Source organism: Coleofasciculus sp. G1-WW12-02, assembly GCF_040219735.1.
Taxonomy (GTDB): Bacteria; Cyanobacteriota; Cyanobacteriia; order Cyanobacteriales; family Coleofasciculaceae; genus Coleofasciculus.
This window is the reverse complement of the sequence record NZ_JAVJRX010000094.1, coordinates 1-18965: the sequence shown is the minus strand read 5'-3', so window position 1 is coordinate 18965 and position 18965 is coordinate 1. Positions and strand designations below refer to the sequence as shown.

General features: G+C 46.9%; 17 protein-coding genes and 3 pseudogenes. 6 read left to right on the top strand and 14 right to left on the bottom strand.

From position 1 onward, the window contains the following. On the bottom strand, positions 1–276 hold a 276-nt coding region (locus tag RID09_RS15230), incomplete at its 3' end, for a helix-turn-helix domain-containing protein (RefSeq protein WP_446336758.1). Between the two features lie 109 nt (positions 277–385). On the opposite strand from RID09_RS15230, the pseudogene RID09_RS15225 reads away from it, so the two are divergent. Then, a pseudogene (locus tag RID09_RS15225) lies at positions 386–1503 on the top strand (RNA-guided endonuclease InsQ/TnpB family protein); the annotation flags it as partial. Positions 1504–1522: 19 nt separating this feature from the next. Here RID09_RS15225 and RID09_RS15220 read toward each other — a convergent pair. Genes RID09_RS15220 through RID09_RS15190 form a run of 7 tightly spaced genes read right to left on the bottom strand, consistent with a single transcriptional unit; the run spans position 1523 to position 5574 of the window. Beyond that, positions 1523–2194, bottom strand: a complete 672-nt coding sequence (locus tag RID09_RS15220; protein ID WP_446336773.1) for a Na(+)/H(+) antiporter subunit B — start codon at positions 2192–2194, stop codon at positions 1523–1525. Continuing rightward, the gene (locus tag RID09_RS15215) at positions 2194–2799 is read right to left on the bottom strand and encodes a DUF4040 domain-containing protein (protein ID WP_446336772.1); all 606 of its coding nucleotides are present in this window, start codon (positions 2797–2799) and stop codon (positions 2194–2196) included. The genes RID09_RS15220 and RID09_RS15215 overlap by 1 nt, the downstream gene beginning before the upstream one ends. Continuing rightward, positions 2792–3076 (bottom strand): monovalent cation/H(+) antiporter subunit G, encoded by a 285-nt coding sequence (locus RID09_RS15210; RefSeq protein WP_446336771.1) that lies wholly within the window; start codon positions 3074–3076, stop codon positions 2792–2794. The genes RID09_RS15215 and RID09_RS15210 overlap by 8 nt, the downstream gene beginning before the upstream one ends. Beyond that, a complete protein-coding gene (locus tag RID09_RS15205; RefSeq protein ID WP_446336770.1) occupies positions 3060–3341 on the bottom strand; it encodes a hypothetical protein in 282 nt (93 codons plus the stop codon). The genes RID09_RS15210 and RID09_RS15205 overlap by 17 nt, the downstream gene beginning before the upstream one ends. Next, the gene (locus RID09_RS15200; RefSeq protein WP_446336769.1) at positions 3338–3727 is read right to left on the bottom strand and encodes a Na+/H+ antiporter subunit E; all 390 of its coding nucleotides are present in this window, start codon (positions 3725–3727) and stop codon (positions 3338–3340) included. The genes RID09_RS15205 and RID09_RS15200 overlap by 4 nt, the downstream gene beginning before the upstream one ends. Before the next feature lie 54 nt (positions 3728–3781). Beyond that, positions 3782–5215, bottom strand: a complete 1434-nt coding sequence (locus tag RID09_RS15195; RefSeq protein ID WP_446336768.1) for a cation:proton antiporter — start codon at positions 5213–5215, stop codon at positions 3782–3784. Continuing rightward, entirely contained in the window at positions 5212–5574 is a 363-nt protein-coding gene (locus tag RID09_RS15190) for a cation:proton antiporter subunit C (protein WP_446336767.1), read from the bottom strand. Before RID09_RS15190 ends, RID09_RS15195 begins: the two co-directional genes overlap by 4 nt. A gap of 104 nt (positions 5575–5678) precedes the next feature. Here RID09_RS15190 and RID09_RS15185 point away from each other — a divergent pair, with 104 nt between their 5' ends. Further along, entirely contained in the window at positions 5679–5819 is a 141-nt protein-coding gene (locus tag RID09_RS15185) for a hypothetical protein (protein WP_446336766.1), read from the top strand. Positions 5820–5901: 82 nt separating this feature from the next. Here RID09_RS15185 and RID09_RS15180 read toward each other — a convergent pair whose 3' ends face one another. From RID09_RS15180 to RID09_RS15170, 3 genes are all read right to left on the bottom strand, one after another. Next, on the bottom strand, positions 5902–8145 hold the full coding sequence (locus tag RID09_RS15180) for an Orn/Lys/Arg family decarboxylase (RefSeq protein WP_446336774.1): 2244 nt from the start codon (positions 8143–8145) through the stop codon (positions 5902–5904). A 112-nt stretch (positions 8146–8257) separates the two neighbouring features. Further along, entirely contained in the window at positions 8258–9703 is a 1446-nt protein-coding gene (locus RID09_RS15175; RefSeq protein ID WP_446336765.1) for a cation:proton antiporter, read from the bottom strand. A gap of 123 nt (positions 9704–9826) precedes the next feature. Then, a complete protein-coding gene (locus RID09_RS15170) occupies positions 9827–11053 on the bottom strand; it encodes an RNA-guided endonuclease InsQ/TnpB family protein (protein ID WP_446336764.1) in 1227 nt (408 codons plus the stop codon). Between the two features lie 271 nt (positions 11054–11324). Here RID09_RS15170 and RID09_RS15165 point away from each other — a divergent pair, with 271 nt between their 5' ends. The 3 genes and pseudogenes from RID09_RS15165 to RID09_RS15155 form a co-directional block, all read left to right on the top strand. Further along, complete coding sequence (locus RID09_RS15165; RefSeq protein ID WP_446336763.1) at positions 11325–11486, top strand: hypothetical protein; 162 nt, start codon at positions 11325–11327, stop codon at positions 11484–11486. Beyond that, the gene (locus tag RID09_RS15160) at positions 11483–12592 is read left to right on the top strand and encodes an AAA family ATPase (RefSeq protein ID WP_446336762.1); all 1110 of its coding nucleotides are present in this window, start codon (positions 11483–11485) and stop codon (positions 12590–12592) included. Before RID09_RS15165 ends, RID09_RS15160 begins: the two co-directional genes overlap by 4 nt. Before the next feature lie 250 nt (positions 12593–12842). Next, positions 12843–14096, top strand: a pseudogene (locus RID09_RS15155) (MFS transporter); the annotation flags it as partial. A 189-nt stretch (positions 14097–14285) separates the two neighbouring features. Here the strand turns inward: RID09_RS15155 and RID09_RS15150 are convergent. After that, complete coding sequence (locus RID09_RS15150; protein WP_446336761.1) at positions 14286–15281, bottom strand: DnaJ C-terminal domain-containing protein; 996 nt, start codon at positions 15279–15281, stop codon at positions 14286–14288. Positions 15282–15539: 258 nt separating this feature from the next. Further along, complete coding sequence (dnaK, locus tag RID09_RS15145) at positions 15540–17618, bottom strand: molecular chaperone DnaK (protein ID WP_446336760.1); 2079 nt, start codon at positions 17616–17618, stop codon at positions 15540–15542. A gap of 428 nt (positions 17619–18046) precedes the next feature. Here dnaK and RID09_RS15140 point away from each other — a divergent pair. Next, positions 18047–18190 (top strand): annotated as a pseudogene (locus tag RID09_RS15140) (Uma2 family endonuclease); the annotation flags it as partial. Positions 18191–18364: 174 nt separating this feature from the next. Here RID09_RS15140 and RID09_RS15135 read toward each other — a convergent pair. Continuing rightward, positions 18365–18820 (bottom strand): Uma2 family endonuclease, encoded by a 456-nt coding sequence (locus tag RID09_RS15135; protein ID WP_446336759.1) that lies wholly within the window; start codon positions 18818–18820, stop codon positions 18365–18367. Positions 18821–18965: the final 145 nt, after the last annotated feature.

Genomic DNA, 18965 nt, shown 5'->3' with positions numbered 1-18965 from the left:
TTGTGAGTGTACCTGTTTTAGCTCAGGGATACTCTTTTTAGCTTGGGTTAGATTTTCACATTGACTTGAATAATTAGGCGCTTCTTTGTCGGCTGGTATGATGTACTCACTTTTAATTGAGCAAGCATTTACCGGACATTTGCGAGAATTAACCCAATTCTTGCGCTCAGTTAAAGCGTAGTTGTATACCCTACGACACTGCTCTAGCCATTCCTCAAAGATGGTTATTTGAGCGCTAGTTGGTTTTAGTTTAAACTCGTAAATTAAAGTAAACATTTGCTAGTTAGAATACTAACCGAATAATGCCAATAGGCATCTTGCGCTATTCTTTTGGAGGACGCTATAAAAGCGAACGGTGGTCGAGTTCATTAACGCGCTTTTGACTACATCTCTAGGCTTGAACCGTTCTGCATTGAATGCACTTTTACCTAAACTGAAGAGACAGGAAGAAACGTCCTGGTTATCTGGGTGTTATTCTCAGGTGTTACAGGCTACTACGCTCAATCTGGTGACTGCCTATAAGAACTTTTTCGATGGTAGAGCCAAATACCCAAGGTTCAAGGCTAAAAAGAATAGGCAGTCCATACAGTATCCTCAATCAGTCGAGGTTGCAGGTGATTGCCTCAAATTTCCGGGTCGCGTTGGCGTAGTCAAGGCTAAATTACACCGACCCATAGAAGGAACAATCAAGACGGTAACGGTAAGCATGACGCCATCGGGAAAGTATTTTGCATCCGTCTTGACCGAGGCAGAAGGGGATAACCCACCTGTTAGCACCGATGGCAAAGTAGCTGGGATTGATCTAGGGCTGAAGGATTTTGCCATTGTTAACGATGGGGTCAAGACCTCTAAGTTTGCCAACCCTAAGCACCTAGCCAAACATGAGCGTAACCTCAAGCGGAAGCAACGAAAATTAGACAGAAAGGAGAAGGGGAGCAATTCAAGAGATAAAGCCAGAAAACTGGTAGCTAGGGTTCACGAACGAGTTATTAATGTCCGTCAAGACTACTTACATAAGCTATCCAGAAAGCTTGTTGACGAAAACCAAGTCATTGTAGTCGAAAGCTTGAATACTAAGGGCATGGTGACGCTCGAAGACTCGCTAACGCTTCGCTATCGTAACCCTAAACTAGCCAAAGCAATTTCTGATGTAGGCTGGGGGATGTTTGTCAATTTCTTATCTTACAAACTTGAAGTTGAGGGTAAGGTATTGGTAGAGATTGACCGATGGTTTCCCAGTTCAAAACTCTGCTCAAACTGCCATTATCAGGTGGACGAGATGCCCTTAGAGGTTAGGTCATGGACTTGCCCTAGCTGTGGCACTCACCACGATAGAGACGGTAACGCTCTACTCAAATATCAGAGCGGAAGGCATCAGAATTTTATCGGTCTCAGGGACTGGGACTGCTGAGTCGAGGAGGGGATGTGAGACCGAAGCTTGGGTGTAAATCTAAGCTGACGCAATCCCCTGTGAGATCAGAAGCTCAGGCTTCTACGAAGTAAGCCTGAGTAGTTCACGCGCTCACAACAACCCCCGATAATGAACAAAAACTAAAATAGCTGCCCAGGAACCCAAGGCGACTTTTACGGCGACTAGGATATTGAGCAGGGGAATAATCCCGCCGCTGAGCAGTGCGCCTAAATTTCCATGGGGTAACTCGACTCCAGCCAGAGTGATCACTGCCAGGACAATAAAAACCAAAACCGAAACTTTCTCCCATCTAGAGGCGTGCCAGCGTTTATAGATTCCCTGCATCCACTCCGTTGATGAGGTAATCGCCACCAAGCCGATCGCGGTTCCCCCAGCTACCCCAGCCGCAAACCCGCCGCCGGGACTTAAGTGTCCCCGAATCGCTAATTCGATACCCACTAAGGCGGAAATGGTTGCTCCCAAACGCGCCAGAATCATCGAGGGTTGATCGGTAAACTGATAGATCGTGCAGAATGGCTTTTCATCTGCCAGCAGAAACCGGACACCCATAATCGCGATCGTAAATACAACCACTTCAAAGATCGTGTCATACAACCGATTCCGGAAAATGATACCCGAAACCACATTGGACACTCCACTGTCTTGTGCAATTAAATCGACGATAGAGTTATCGGATAAATCCGGTGCCGAATTAGGCATATTGGGCATGATTAGGAATATGATATACAGCGCTATCCCGGCTGCAATGTAGATCCATTTCATCAATGTCCCTCCCCTAAATCTGGTGTATTAATATAGGTTAAATGTGTCGCGGGTGACGACAGTTCGGTTCGCATGATGTCATAGAGGCGTTGAACCCGAGTCGCGGTGTGATAGGATGGCGTCTCAGACTCAGGTGCTGTCGGGTCTTGAGCCTCCAGTTCAGCTTGGTGCGATCGCGTACAAGTGGCATGAATTTCTTTATCCATCAGCGCCCCATGCAAAGCCTGCTGATCCGTGTACGGGACTAACTCGATACGCATGTAATGTTTGCGAAAAATGGTGCGTAAATCATCCATCAGTTGCCCAAAATCATGGCTCTCATCGTTCGTAGTCGGCGCTTTAGCGCCACTCTCTTCAAGTACACCCAGACGCAGGGTTAGGGATGAACGCACCGCCACGGCATATAGCGTAATCGCCAGCATAGTACCCACCAAGGCTTCGGTCAACGCCACATCCGCCGCCCCCAAAACTGCATAAACTAATGCCGCCACCGCTCCTAAGATGCCCCGAATCACCAGAGCATGGTAGGGATTCACCTGAAAAACTAACATACAAGCAGCCAAAGGCATCAGGGCGATGATCACATAGATATCACTTTCATTCATAGTCCAATTCCTCCCCGCTACTCGAACAATATGCCAACACATACCCCAGCACCGTATTCCAAATCGCCAACGAAATAATGGCAAGAATCAGTAGGGGCCATTCACTGGGTATTTTTAGCAACAATCCGACGATAATACTCATTGAACCCAGAGTATCTGCCACCGAAAGAGTATGCAGTTTAAAGAGTACAGATCGGTGACCAATCAACGGAAAGGTTCCCCAAAACCAGAAGACAATTCCTAACCCGATACAGATATAACTAAGCACGTTGATCATAGTAGGACTCTTTCGCTGAATCATTGATTCGTTTAAGGATATGTGCCAACAACATTAATCCGGCATTCCCCACACTCAGGATGATCACCCCGACAACTCCGATCATCCAGTCATCCCGCAAGACAGAAACGACCAGAATCATAATTGAGGTTTTGGTGGCAATACTGGCAAATGCCAACATTTTTTGCCAAATATCATCATCCTGCCATGCCTCATACATGGGGATAAGTAGCGCCAAAATCATGCTAATTAAAATCCAATTCATGTTCGTTTCCTCCGGCTAATTCTGTGAACTTCATACGAGCCTTCCTCGTGGTATTTCAAAACAATGGTTTTGGGTGTAAACGTAATTAAAAATATATCGAGAAAAATCAGTCCGGGTGTACGCTGGGGTTTGACTCGTTCCATAATTACATCTTCGTACTTATGAGGACGGAGCATAATTTCAAATGCCTCAAAATACGCCTGGGGAATCGCCACAAGTACTTCCCCCAAAACTCGCAACCAATCCTTTATGGATTCCGAAGTTTTGGGGCGTCCCGGCAAGAGAAGGGCGACGGCGATGCCAATGATGATATTTGGCACACTCAGACTAGCGGTGAGCAAAAACCAGATGGTTAATCGCAATATCAAATTCAGATGTCCAATCATATTTTGTCATTGGTCATTGGTCATTGGTCATTAGTCATTTGTAAGAGTTTGAGATTAAGCGAATACCATCCCAAACAGCAGCAGCAACATTAAACTCATCACCCCAATCAGATGATCGAATTGCTCAAGCATACGAGGGAGTTTGATGGAAAGTCGTTTAAAAATCAAAAAATATGCCAACCATCCAAGTGCGATAGTTGCCAGTGGTTTCACGATATTCTTAACCGTATACGCCTCGTAATACACAACATTTGCTAAAATTAAACCCCCGATTAATATAATCATGGCTAACCAGAAACCGGGCTGGGCATTTCCCTCTCCTTGTGGTTTGTGAGGTAGAAAAATGAATTTGGCAAAGGATATTGCCGTTCCCAAAGCCGCAATATTCATGCCAATCACTTGCCAGCGCAAAAGATTTTCCATCGTCAAAACCTTCGCCCCAAAACCAGACAATAGGGGAAAGCCGGAGATAGAGAAACTGGCGATGACTAGGGCAATCCAAATTGGGGTATTCATCGGCTGATGGTGCAGTTCTTTGAGGTTACGGCTAGGTAAGGTTCCCGCTATTAAGAACAGCGCTGATTTGACTAACCCGTGGGTTAGCCCATAAAAACCACCGACTTCGGGTGCTGCTAGGACAAAGCCTAACTGCGAAATCGTGTGAAATGCCAACATTCGTTTGCTATCTTTTTCAAAGACGGCATAACCGACTCCTAGCACAGCTGTGCCTACGCCGAAGATTCTGACAATGGGATCAATCTCTGGCACCATCAAAGCAAAGCGCATCAGGGGAAACACCCCGGCTTTTACCACAACCCCCGATAGCAACGCCGACACCGGTGTCTCAGATTCTGAGTGGGTCAAGGGTAACCATAATCCCGATACAAAGATACCCCCCTTACTCAACAGTCCCAGAAAAATCAAGGCAATTGCCTCGATGGGAGCATTGCTTAAACCCTCATAAGCAAAAGAATAATTCGCCTCATACACCAACCCCGCACCCATCAGATAAAACAGCATTGCTACATTGCTGAACAACAGATAGCGCAACGCCACCCAAATCGAACGATTCGTTCGGGGATAGGCAATTAATAGAAATGCGGCAATACCAATGACCTCTAACGCCACGTATAAGCTGATGAAATCGGCACAGACAAAGGCGGCATTAACACAGCCATGTAAAATAATCATCTGTGTATAAAAAAAAGCCGTCTTATTGGTGTGCCAACAATAGATGATAACGGCGCTTGTGACTAGGGCATTGGTGAATATAAAAAAACCGCTCAATTCGTCAGCGATTAAGGTGACGCCGAAACTATCCAATAATTGCAGGGTTAAGGTTGACTGAGCCACAAATAAGTGAGATGCATATCCAGCCGAAACCAGGGCGACGCCCAGTGCGAGATATCGGTCAAGTCTGGGGAACAGATAAATGCTGAACCCCACAAATAGCGGTAGTGCTATCCAGACAATCGTCAATGTACTCATGGGGTATTATGTTTCTCAATCTCGCTGCTTTCTAAGGTGGGATGATCCCGTGCTAGCTTCATCACACCGACTAGCATCAGGGCTTGAATCGAAAAGCCGATCACAATCGCGGTCAAGATCACCGCTTGGGGAACTGGATCAGAGTAAGCGCCATTTTCGATGTTGGAAATAATCCCATTTTCGACGGAAATAATCGGTGTGAACAAGGCTTCACCTTTGCGTGATGCGATCAGCACGTAATAGGCAATAACCCCCGTACTCATCACATCCATGGAGATGATCTTCATCACCAGGTTTTTTTTCAGGATGATGCCGAAAAATCCGCACAGGATGGTGGCAAATATGCAGGCTTCTAACACGGGTATGCTGTCCTGGAAAAAGGTGCTAAAACATATATAGCACGTTTTAATAGTGCTAACCAAGATGGACACTATTGGAAAGTGTCAATGCCAACCATAGACTCATGCCACAGCAACGGATTGCTTTGAGCAGGGGAAATGATGATTTTCGTCATTCGTCATACTCAAGGAAGCCAGAAGCGAGTAACCTTAACGGCACTGAGAATTGGCATTTGGGCATCGCCGAAACCTTTGATATACCGTAGGGTGGGCATTGCCCACCAGAATATGAGGAGCGTGGTATTCGTTTTAACCTGCCTTAAGTAGTCGGACAAAAGAAAACGGTTACTATTCTTTAACGCAATCAATCATGTAGCGCTTCCCTGATCCACTTTCCTCGATCCGCAGCCCGTGGATTTCATTTTCAAAGCCGGGGAACTGACGATCAAATTCGCGTGTGAACTTGAGGTACTCGATAATCGAGCGGCTTTCCGGGATGAAGCGTTCTCCAGGCATAATCACGGGGATTCCTGGGGGGGTAGGAGCTACCATACTTGCAGAGATGCGACCAATTGCTTCCTCAATATCTACAGGCTCAACATGACCATGTACCAAGGCATTGTAGGCATCGGCTGGACGCATCGCTGGTTCGGGAAGCGTCAGATACATATCATGAATAGCTTGTAATAGATTGTTGGCACGGTAGCTCTGGTGGATTGCAGTGCAAAGGTCGCGCAGACCCTTGCTATGTGCAGCATTGTGTGGCGCAACGCTCTTGAGGGCGATATCGAGGGGCGCGTTGGTATCGTAGAGACGCTTGAACTTGATCAGTTCCGTTAGCAACGTACTCCACTTCCCCTTGGTGATGCCAATGGAGAATAGCACTAGGAGGGAGTATATCCCAGTTTTCTCTACAGTGAGTCCCTGCTCCCAGAGGAACTTGGAAACAACTGCCGCCGGGATACCAACCTCTCCTTCCCCTGCGCCTACTCCAGGACAGATAATGGTGACTTTAATCGGGTCGAGAATTGCCTGACCCGAAGTGAGGTTGGCGAAACCATGCCAGTTCGCTTCTGCTTGTAGCTGCCAATCCTCTATCTTGACCGAATCGTTGTTGAGGGGAACGTCTTCAGGTTGCCAGGTAGAAAACCACCAGTCACTCGGATCAAATTCCTTACCCATGTCACGCATCAGCCGTCGGAATGTGATTGCCTCATCAATGGTTTCTTGCAGGAGGGTACGCCCGCCGCGTCCTGCCATCATCCGTGATGCCACATCGATGGAAGCCATGATCGGGTAATTGGGCGAGGTGGAAGTGTGCATCAAAAAGGCATCATTGAAGCGACGGAAATCGATGGACTGCTTCTGGCTATTTTTGACATGAACCATCGCCGCTTGGGAGAAGGCTGCCAAAAGTTTGTGAGTGGACTGAGTTGCGAACACGATGGGATGTTCAGCTCGTGGAGAACTCTCTGACATACCGTAATGACCCTCGTAGAACTCGTGGAAAGCCGCATAAGCAAACCACGCCTCGTCAAAATGTAGGGCATCCACTGCGTCTCCAATTTGCTCCTTGATCGCATCTGCGTTGTAGCAGATACCGTCATAGGTCGAGTTCGTTACCACCGCCATCCGTGCTTTGTTAGCGTAATTGCGGGCAAGGGGATTCGCCGCGATTTTCGCCTCAATTGCTTGCGGTGAGAATTGATCCAGGCTAATCGGTCCGATAATGCCATGCTCATTCCGTGATGGCGTGAAATAGACGGGGATAGCCCCAGTCATCACAATGCTATGCAAAATAGACTTATGGCAGTTGCGATCGACCAAAACAATATCATCGCGACCCACCATCCCGTGCCATACAATCTTGTTTGCGGTGGAATTACCGTTGATGACGAAAAGGGTGTGGTCAGACCCAAAATTGCGTGCCGCCTCTATCTCAGCATCAGCGATAGGACCGGTGTGATCGAGGAGCGATCCTAGTTCAGGCACGGAGATCGACAGGTCAGTGCGGAAAGCGTTCTCGCCGTAGAACTGGTGAAAAGCTCGACCTACAGGGCTTTTGATAAAGGCTACTCCCCCGGCGTGTCCCGGTGTATGCCAGGAATAGGCGGACTCCTCGGCGTGCTTCACCATTGCTTTGAAAAAAGGAGGCAACAAATGCTCAAGATAATCTTGGGCAGCACGGGCAACCTGGCGAGCGAGGAACTCAGAGGTATCCTCAAACAGATAAATTACGCCTTCTACCTGACTGAGATATTGTAGCTGCAACTCCTCAACAGTTTTCCGTTCGCCTACATAGAAGATTGGTACGTTCTCGTTCTTCTGATGGGCAGCTTTTAGCAAAGCTTGCAAGTGCGCTTCAAAGTTGACTCCCTCCTCAGAGCCTTCTACGGAAACCAAGATACAGGAGAAGGCGTTGAAGCCTCCAGCTACAGTTGCTGCATCGGTGTAGGTTTCTAAATTCAAGATTTTAAAGTCCAGGTTTTCTAGTTCCGTTGCCAGCTTCCGCATGAAAACACCCGCAGCATTCTTTGAGTGGAAGTCGGCATCAACAATCAAAATGGGAAAATCTAAGGCACGGTTTTGCATTGTCGTTTTGTAAAAGGGATTATCGTTCATCAGCTTACATCCCATTGACATCTATAAACTTCAGAGCGATCGCAGAATTTTCGATAAAGATTGCTGATGGGCATTCGGGCAATCATGCCAATACCATCTTGAATAGAAGAATCAACGCTAGACTCATCACTACCATCACCCCGATTAGATGCTCCAATTGCTCAAGCATACGGGGTACTTTGAGTACCACTCGTTGAAAAATTAAAACGTATGTCCACCTTCCAACGCCGATGATTGCCAGGTTTTTGGTGATATTTAACAGGGTGTATCCTTCTAAATACATCCCGCTTGCGGCAATCAGCGCACCGAGCAGTAGTAGGATTGGAGTCCAGAAACTGGCTCGAACAGGCTTCCCTTTTCCATGGGGCAGAAGGATGAATTTGGCATACACCATCGCGGTTCCCACCGCCCCCAGGTTCATGACAATCCATAGCCATTGCCAAGGTAGGACGTTTTTCAACGTTAGTACCTTCGCGCCAAAGCCGACGAACAAGGGAAAACCAGAAATCGAGAGGCTAGCCATGACGAGGGCAATCCAGAGTCCGGTATTCATCGGCTGCTCTTTAAGTTCCTTAAAGTTTCGGCTGGGTAAGTTACCCGCGATCAAAAACAGCGTTGATTTCGCCAATCCATGGGCTAGGGCAAAAAAACCACCGACTTCTGGTGCAGCGAGTATCCAGCCTAATTGGGAAATGGTGCTAAACGCTAGCGTGCGCTTGGTATCTTTTTCAAAGACGGCATAACCGACTCCCAGCAGCGCGGTTCCCACGCCGAAGACTCTAACAATGGGATCAACCTCTGGCACCATCAACGCAAAGCGCACCAGGGGAAACACAGACGTTTTCACCACAACCCCCGATAACAACGCCGACACCGGTGTCTCCGATTCCGAGTGGGTCAACGGTAACCATAATCCCGATACAAAGATACCCCCCTTACTCAGCAGTCCCAGAAAGATCAAAGCAATTGCCTCGATGGGTGCATTACTCAACCCCTCATAAGCAAAGGAATAATTTGCCTGATAAACTAAAACCGCACCTACCAGATAAAACAGCATTGCCACATTGCCGACAAACATATAACGTAAAGCCACCCAAATCGAACGATTCGTTCGGGAATAGGCAATTAACAGAAATGCGGCAATACTAATGACCTCTAACGCCACATATAAGCTGATTAAATCGGCACAGACAAAGGTGGCATTGACACTGCCATGTAAAATAATCGTCTGTGTAAAAAAGAAAGCCGTCTTATTGGTGTGCCAACAATAAAGTATAACGGCGGTTGTTACCAGAGCATTGGTCAATATAAAAAAACCGCTCAATTGGTCAGCGATTAAGGTGACGCCAAAATTATCCAATAATTGCAGGTTTATCGGCGATTTAGCCACAAATAATAACTGCAACGCATATCCAACAGAAACCAGGGCGACGCCCAGTGTGAGATATCGGTCAAGTTTGGGGAACAGATAAATGCTGAACCCCACAAACATCGGTAGTGCGATCCAGGCAATCGTTAATGTACTCATGGGGTATTGTGCTTCTTAATCTCGCTGTTCTAAGGTCTGATGATGCCGTGCTAGCGTCTTTTTTAAGATGATGCCGAAAAATCCGCACAGTATGGTGGCGAATAGGCATGTTTGTGACAGCTCCTACACCGACTCTTTGAGTACGGTGTAGGCTTCCAAACCAATCCGGCTATTGCTTAGAAGGCGTTTGGCTTTAAGGACGGTCTGCCCAGCCGCCCTGTTTTTTATATTTATGGCTGCATTATGATCGCGGTCAAGGCTGCACCCACAGTGAGGACAGTCATGCCAACGAATATGCACCTTTTTGGGTACTTTCTCACCGCAATTGGAGCAATCTTGTGAGGTATTGTGAGCGCTTACTGGTACAACCAACAAACCAGCATTTTCGGCTTTGTTTGTCAGTATCGACAGAAAGCTTGACCACCCAGCATCCAACACAGACTTAGCCAACTTTGTACGAGCAAGTCCTTTGACGTTCAGGTCCTCGTGAGCGATTACGTCATATTTTGATAACAGCCATTTCGCTGTTTTGAAGTGAAAATCCTTGCGCTTGTCTGCAACTGTTTTATGTTGTTTTCCTAGTTGTTTAATGGCTTTAAGTCTGCCGTTACTTCCTTTTTTCCTGCGTGATACCCGTTTCTGGATAACTCGTAGGCGTTTTTGAGTTTTACGATAATGTTGTGGAATGGTAACGGTTTCGCCATCGGAAGTTGTCAAAAACTCCTTTAAACCCATATCAACCCCAGCGATTTTATCCGGGTTGAAATCTGGCTTGATTTCAGGAACAGTTTTGTCTTCCAGGGATAACGTCAAGTAATAGCCATCCGCTTTCTTTGTAACAGATGCTGTTTTGATTTTGAAGCCATCAGGAATAGGACGATGCAGGAAAACTTTGACTTTGCCAAACATCGGCAAGTTTATCAAGCTCCCCTGCAAACATCCATCCTTCATTTGGGGATAGGTGAAGGTACGGTAGCGACTCCGAGACTTGAACCTTGGCTTACCGCTACGTTTGCCATTACAGTCACCTTTAAGAAAGCGGTCAAACGTTGCCTTGACTCGCTTGACTACATCCTGAAGAACTTGAGAATATATCTCGCCGTACCAAGGATGTGTTTTCTTGAGCTTAGGTAATGTTTTCTTTTGAGAGTAATAGTCAGGATTGTCCCGAAACTCTGGCAGGCGACAAACAAGAGGACAAGCATTGACTGGAGAGCGGTTTTGCTCCCACCAATTAAACCTATCACCCAACAAGTAATTGTACTGACTACAAAGCATAGACAACCATCTATCTATTTTGACAGCCTGCTGTTTTGTTGGGCGCAATCGGTACTGGTACGCAGTTCTCATTTGTTTTCCTCCTGTTTATCGACCTATCCTACGTTGACCCCGCAATTCATCTCGACGCTGACTCTACTCCTTCGGAGAAGGCTTCGCCAACGAGTACAGCGCGAGGCTTCTTGCGGAACAAGCTAACACGGCTATGCTGTCTTGGAAAAAGGTGCTAAAACATATATAGCACGTTTTAATAGTGCTAAAAAAGGCTGACACTATTGAAAAGTGTCAATACAGACGATAGACTCATACCACACCAATGGGTTGGTTTGAGCTTGGGAGCGACATGATAAAACATGCAATAGCCGGATTAGAGAACCGATTCGTGGCAAATCAATACTTAACCTCAGCCCTGAGTCGCCTGCCAATACCGTGGGCGGCTGCCGAAGGAGTGAAGGCGTACCGTCGGAACCTGTCTACTCTTGCGATCAGGATACTAAAACCGTGACCATTTTGGATGTATCAACACCGTTTCAGTTGGTTGGACGGCAAGCGCAATTCCAGCGAATCACCCAGGTTTTAGCCCATGACGGCAACCTGCTGATTGTGGGAGTACCGGGAAGCGGACGTCGGAGTCTGGTACGGCGGGCGGCTCGGGAAGTTGGCGTGAAAATCTTGGAAGTTGACTGTATCCGGGTGACTGATGGTCAGCGCTTCGTGCAATTGCTGTGCGAGAGCATCAATCAGACGTTTCCCAGTGCAACAGCTCACGCTCTCATGCAAGAGTGGATTGAACACAAGGCGGTTGAATTATTTGTCCTCCATGATAACGGACGAGGTAGAGCACAGCTCAAACCAATTCGGGTAAAAAGTCAAGAGCAGCAATGGAAAGCATTTGAGGGATTACTGGATTTCCTACAAGAATTAGCCGAATCTACAGGTGAACGGGTAGTGTTAATTTTGGAAAGCTTCCCCCACATTCGCTCTTGGGATCGTCATGGGGTGTGGGAAAATTTTTTGAAGCAAGAGATCGAGCGTCAGACTCAGGTGAGTTATGTATTGGTGGCAACGATCGCAGAAATTAGCATTCATCCTGATGAACCGGGGAATAGTTTAGAAATCGTGCAGCTTGCTCCCTTAGCCGATGATGTGGTGGCGGCTTGGGCGCAAGAAGTCTTGCATACCCAAGAGTTGACATTCGATCCGCGATCGCAAGCCTTGGAATTGTTTGTCAATGCGGTACAGGGGCATTTAGGCGATGCTTCCGCACTGGTGCGACGCCTCCAGTCGGTGCGGGTGGCTGACGGGTTAATTCGCGATCGCCACATCCAGCAGGCAATCCAAGATCTATTATCCGACCTATCCATGGTTTTCGAGTCATTACTCATGCTGCTTCCGGCGAATCAGGCGCATCTGTTGGAGTCTTTGGCGCTAGATCCGACGGACAAGCCGCAAAGTCGCGATTATATTCACAAACATTACCTATCCAGAGGGGGAAGTCTCCAAGGCGCGATCGCGGGATTGCAACACAAAGGCTTGATTTATGGCTCCGAGCAAAATTATCGACTGGCTCTACCTCTATTGGCATTGTGGCTGCGCCAGCGTTTGAGTTGATTTCAAATTTAGTACCATGCTCTTGCTATTGCCATTTATCATCGGAAGTGGCATAATCTGTCTCAAAGAGTTGCAATCTTCTTCAATGTCTAATCCTGTTCCCCTAAGAAGTACTAGCGACAACTTAAACTTTCAAACAAAACTTGCCTATGGATTCGGAGCAATAGGCGTGGAGCTTTATCGCAATGTTTTTGATTTTTTACTTATATTTTTCCTGATCAACGTAGCAAGATAAGAGCCTGCCTTTGCAGGAATGGTCTTGTTTATTGGCAGAGGGTGGGGTGTTATTAATGATCTGATCATTGGTTATTTGAGTGATCGTACTCGTTCCTCCTTCGGTCGGCGCTACCCGTGGATGTTGGCGGGATCAATTACTTTGGTGCTTGGCTTTGGATTACTAGGGTTTATTTCTCTAAGCTCGAATCAATTGCTACGTTTTACCTATTACGGCGGAATTGTTTTTATACTATCCACCGCCTACACTTCCGTTGTTTTACCCTACGATACTCTGGCTGCTGAACTCACTCAAGACTATAACCAACCTCTCAGCTTAGTTAAGTTTAAAGCTGCCTTTACTATTGGTGCAAATATTCTTTATTGGGGTTTAGCACAGATTATATTGGCTAGATCTGACAACCTAAAACAAAAATATTTGCTCGTAGCAGCAATTTGTGCAATAGTCTCTATGTTGGCATTTTTATTATGTATTTGGGGTACTTCAAAACGGTACAAGCAAATGGAAACACAACGGGGGCAGGTGAATCCAAATTTAAACCTTCGGCAACAATTGCAAATAACCTTGAGCAATTTTCCCTTTATCTGCGTTATTGGTATTCATTTATGTTCTTGGTTAAGTATTCAAATTATGACGGCAATTCTACCTTATTTTGTTATTAATTGTATGGGATTACCCAATCGCCACTTGGCTCAAATGGTAGTTACTGCTCAAGGAACAGCCTTCAGTATGCTCTTTGTTTGGAGTGCGATCGCGAAACGTCGAGGTAAACGTGCTATCTATTGTATGGGCATCCCTTTAACTATTTTTGCTTCGATAGGACTATGTTTCTTACAACCTAATCAAGTGGGATTAATGTATAGTCTTGCTGTAATCATTGGACTAGGGATGTCTACAGCTTATATCGTACCTTGGTCAATGCTTCCGGATGTGGTTGATTTCGATGAACTCAAAACTGGACAACGGCGCGAGGGAATTTTCTATGGCTTGTTTGCACTAGTAAACAAAATTGCTGTTGCCATCTCATTATTTTTCATAGGTCAAGCCTTAGATAGGTCTGGATTCATCTCAACTGGATCTGAACTGTTACCTCCAAATCAACCTGATTCAGCCTTGTGGACAATTCGCTTGCTGATTAGTTTTATACCTGCGTTTTTGTTGATGGGAGGTTTAGTTTGGGCATATTTTTATCCAATTACTCGATCTGTTCATGGAGACATCCGACTAAAACTTATTGAACGCAGAAATCTTAGCCTGCAAGAATCTTAGTTTGTCAGTTTACCTCAACATTAATTTTTCACGAGATATTGTGCTGTCACGGATTTAAATTGGGTATAGGTCGTGAGCAAGATGCTCACACTACAAGGATTTCACAATTATTTACATTAAGATTTAAATGCCGAACAGCTTACTTAGAGATATTTTGCGATCGCACTCTCTTCATCCTCTACCTTTCCCTCAAATCGGCAAATCCCGCCGAGGATTAAACCGTTCAATTTCTAACAATTTCTGATACAGTTCTCGCGCTTCGGGACTTGGCGTTTTTGACACCACAATTTGAATCTCGACTAACTGATCACCCCGTTCCCCTTCTATCGGATACCCCTTATTCGCTAGACGTAATCGTTGACCTGACTGCACCCCCGCCGGAATATTCATTTTCACGCGCCCATCTAGAGTCGGTACTTCTACAGGAGTTCCTAATACCGCTTCGGCTGCTGTCACCGGTAACTGGCAAATAATATCTGACCCTCTCAGCTTAAAAAATGGATGCGGCGAAACCGTAATAATTAAAAATAAATCCCCACCAGCGATTCCCTGACCCTTGAGGCGAACTCGCTGATTTGTGACCATATTTCCGGGTAATTCAACTTCTAAAGATCGACCATCTTCGAGGCGAATTCGCTCAATTCCCCCGGTATAGGCTTTTTCTAAGGGCAATGTTAATCGCGCCTCTACATCTTTAGGCTGGGCGCTAGGATTAACTCGATAAGCGGTTTTCCGGGTTCCTGGGCGAAACGGATCGGAGGACTCAACTCTCCCCCCTGTCCGTTCCGTTCCCATACCGGGACGAGGAGGACGGCGTCCGAGGAGTTGCTCAACAAAGCTGTTAAAATCGCCAAACTCACTATAGTCCACCTCTTGGCTAGAAGTCCGCCCCCGACCATTGCGGGAGAAGGTGGTTTTCACAGGATTGGTTTTCGCCGCCTTACGGGTAAATCCTTTCTTCTTAAAGAAGTTGCCAACCTGATCATACTGCGATCGCCGACTGGGATCAGACAGGACTTCGTTGGCTTCGTTAATATCCTTAAACCGTTCTTCAGCCTCTTTATCCCCTGGATTCACATCCGGGTGATATTTACGGGCGAGTCGCCGAAATGCCTTTTTTATCTCATCACTGGATGCATCGGGGGGAACTCCTAAAATCTCGTAATAATTCCGAAAGTTTTGCATTGTCAGTCATTTGTTTATGTAATTCGTCATTCGTCATTCGTCATTCGTTATTTGTAGGGGCGAAGCATTTGGGGGGCTATCTGATGATACTTGTCCAAAATATTATACCCAAATGCTTCGCCCAACTCCGGTGATATCGTTGATGAATAAAACGGATCAAATCGGGGCGGGTGCGAGTTAAGTTAAGGGTTTTCTCTGAAATGTTATCAGTAAAACCCGCCCCTACACCCAGAGGTGCCATGCTACGCCTTTACCTATTTAAAACCAATCATCATCTTCTTCATCCCAATCATTTTCTAAGGGGGCGGAACGGACATCGCGACGGGAATAGGTTTTCTCTCTATCTCTATCACGATCGCGATCGCGTCGGCGACTGGATCGACCTGTCCCTACACCATAATCATAAGGTTCACGGGATTCACGGGGTTCACGCCGTTTGGGTTCCCAATAGGCGTCCTCTTCGTCTTCTCCAGTGAAGACACGACGAATTGAGCCAAAAAAGTCATCGTCCTCATCTTCGGCGTAAGCTAACCTTACCTCCCGTTTGAGTTCATAGATAGTATCTTGTAAATCCGATTGCGCCCGGTCAATCCCCCGGTCATCATTTTGCGCGATCGCGTCTCGTAGTTCCAGCACCAACGCTTCAATCCGCCGCCGATACGCACTGGCAAATTGGGTGCCAAAATCCAGCGTAACTTCCTTGAGTTGACGTTCCGCATCCGTCGCCATGGTTTCGGCGCGATTTCGCTTCTCGACTCGTTCCCGACGTTGACGATCTAATTGGGCATTTTCCTCGGCGTCGCGAATCATCTGTTGCACTTGGGACTCATTTAAGGTCGATGCACCTTGGATTGTCACACTTTGCTCTCGCCCGGTGGTTTTATCTAGGGCGGTTACCTGTAAAATCCCATTAGCGTCAATATCAAACGCTACTTGCACTTGGGGAATGCCTCGAGGCGCAGGCGGAATTCCGGTCAGCTTAAATCGTCCCAGGGATTTATTATCACTTGCCATTTCCCGTTCCCCTTGCAGGACATGAATTTCTACGAGGGTTTGATTATTTTCACTCGTAGAAAAGATATCCGATCGCCGCACGGGGATAGTCGTATTCCGGGGGATCAGCTTTTTCATCACCCCACCAATGGTTTCTAATCCCATCGATAACGGCGTCACATCCAGCAACAGCACATCCTTAACTTCATTACTCAGGATACCCGCTTGAATTGCCGCCCCAACCGCCACCACTTCATCGGGATTCACATTTTGATTCGGTTCTTTATCAATTAAACTCCGAACCAATTGTTGAACTAAGGGAATGCGAGTCGAACCCCCAACCAAAACCACCTCATCAATTTGCACAGGTGTTAATCCCGCATCTTTGAAGGCGCGTTTTAGGGGACGACGTAAACGACTGACTAATTCCCCACACAATCCCTCAAACTGGGGACGAGTCAGTCGGGTTTCCAGATGCTTAGGTCCATCTGCGGTGGCGGTGATAAAGGGTAAATTAATCTCCGTCACCCCCACCCCGGAAAGCTCAATCTTGGCTTTTTCAGCGGCTTCCATCAATCGCTGTAAGGCTTGGCGATCGCGGCGTAAATCCACTCCTTCGGTTTCGAGGAACTGTTCGGCTAGCCAATCCACGATTTTGCGGTCAAAATCATTTCCCCCCAATTGGGTATCCCCACTGGTGGATTTAACCTCAAATACACCCTCCCCCACATCTAGAATCGAGACATCAAACGTACCACCGCCCAAATCAAAGACTAAAATAGTCTGACTGTCTTGGCGATCTAACCCATACGCCAAAGATGCGGCTGTCGGTTCATTGAGAATTCGCAACACCTCCAAACCCGCAATCCGCCCAGCATCTCGCGTCGCCTGTCGTTGAGAATCATTAAAATAGGCGGGAACCGTAATCACCGCCCCCGTCACCTCTTCACCCAGATAGCGAGTCGCCTCATCCGCCAACTTCCGCAGTACCATCGCTGAAATTTCTTCCGGGAAAAATTCCTGCTTCAGGCGGGGACAGCGAATTTTAATCGCGTCTTCTGGATCACGGCGAATCGTATAGGGGACGCGCTTCGACTCAGGATTGAGTTCACTATATCGACGCCCCACAAATCGCTTAATCCCATAAAACGTATTTTGGGGATTCAGAACCCCTTGGCGACGTGCCATTTGTCCGACTAAGCGTTCCCCTTCCTTGCTAAACGCCACCACAGAAGGGGTTGTCCGCATACCTTCTGCATTAGCAATGACAACCGGCTTGCCACCCTCCATGACGGCTACCACAGAGTTTGTTGTCCCTAGGTCAATGCCGACTACCTTGCCCATGCGTAATTTTGTCTCCTCTCGCTGTTAATGCCAAATCGCTGAATACAATAACTTTAGAGATTTTAGTAGATAGTTGACCAGAGGCAGTGCGATCGCTGGTCATTTCACCTATTCTATCGTGAGAAACAGGGGGAGCGGAGGGGTTCCAGGTGCAGGGGGAGCAATGTTCCAGACACGATGCAAGAAGCCTCTGGAAGCAGAGGGGAAACTTGTAGAGACTCCTCCGGTGGAACGTCTAGGATCGTAGGTTGGGTTCGTAGTAGGGGATGCGAGCCCCTAATTTTATAAGTTTTCTGGGTATAAGGCTAATCCACTAAATTAGGTGTGCCAAGCCACTACGATAGGTTTATCGTACCAAGGCGCGATCGCGTCGCTTTGTAACTAGAATTGAGTCTATAACTTGCCGTCTCACCTTGCAGGCGATCCAAATGGTACAAGCACTCTCCAAACCACTAACATTGCCAGAATTTCTGCAACAACCAGAAACCAAACCCGCCAGTGAATATATCAATGGAGAAATCATACAAAAGCCCACGCCAAAGGGAAGACATAGCCGCTTGCAAGGAAAACTTTTAAGCTGTTCGGCATTTAAAGCTTAATGTCAACAATGGTGAAATCCTTGTCGTGCGAGAATGTTGCTGGCTACTAATACCGAATTTATATGCATGACAGCTTACTGTTAAAGGGAAACAGGATACTCAAGGACTACCCACCCAACATGATGGAGCAATTCACCAACCACTGGCTCATTCACCTGGATGGAAAATCTGGTTGACCGTTAATTCCCATTCTGGGAATGTGGGAGAAATGATACGCTCATTGCCACGAAACTGCTGTAATTCGTATTCCTCATCCACCATGGTGCAAATTGTGAACGTTGGCTGCTTGGGTGAGCCAATGTAACGCCGCCCACCTATGCCAAGATAATCTAGAATCCAATATTCACCAATGCCAATACTCTCGTAGTCAGTCATTTTGAGGGCATAATCATCACGCCAATTCGTGGAAACCACCTCGACTACGAGTTTCACCGATTCCCCATGCTCAATCACTGATGAACTTTCCCAACGGGATTCATTCGCTAAGTTTGGTCGATTCACCACCGCGACATCAGGTTCATAGCCAGTATCCTCCGAAATTTTGATAATGCATTCTCTAGGAATAAAGAAAGGAACTTGCTTATCGTCAATCACGGTATTCAACTTTTGTAAGGATTCAGGGGTCGTGGAAATCCGATGAAGGGGGAAGGCTTCGCCTCGTTTTGGCTATGAGTCGAGTACAGCAGTTTGGCAGAGGCGAAGGCTTGCCCCTTTTGCTCCGGCACGGAGAGAACTAACTGAGTGGGGA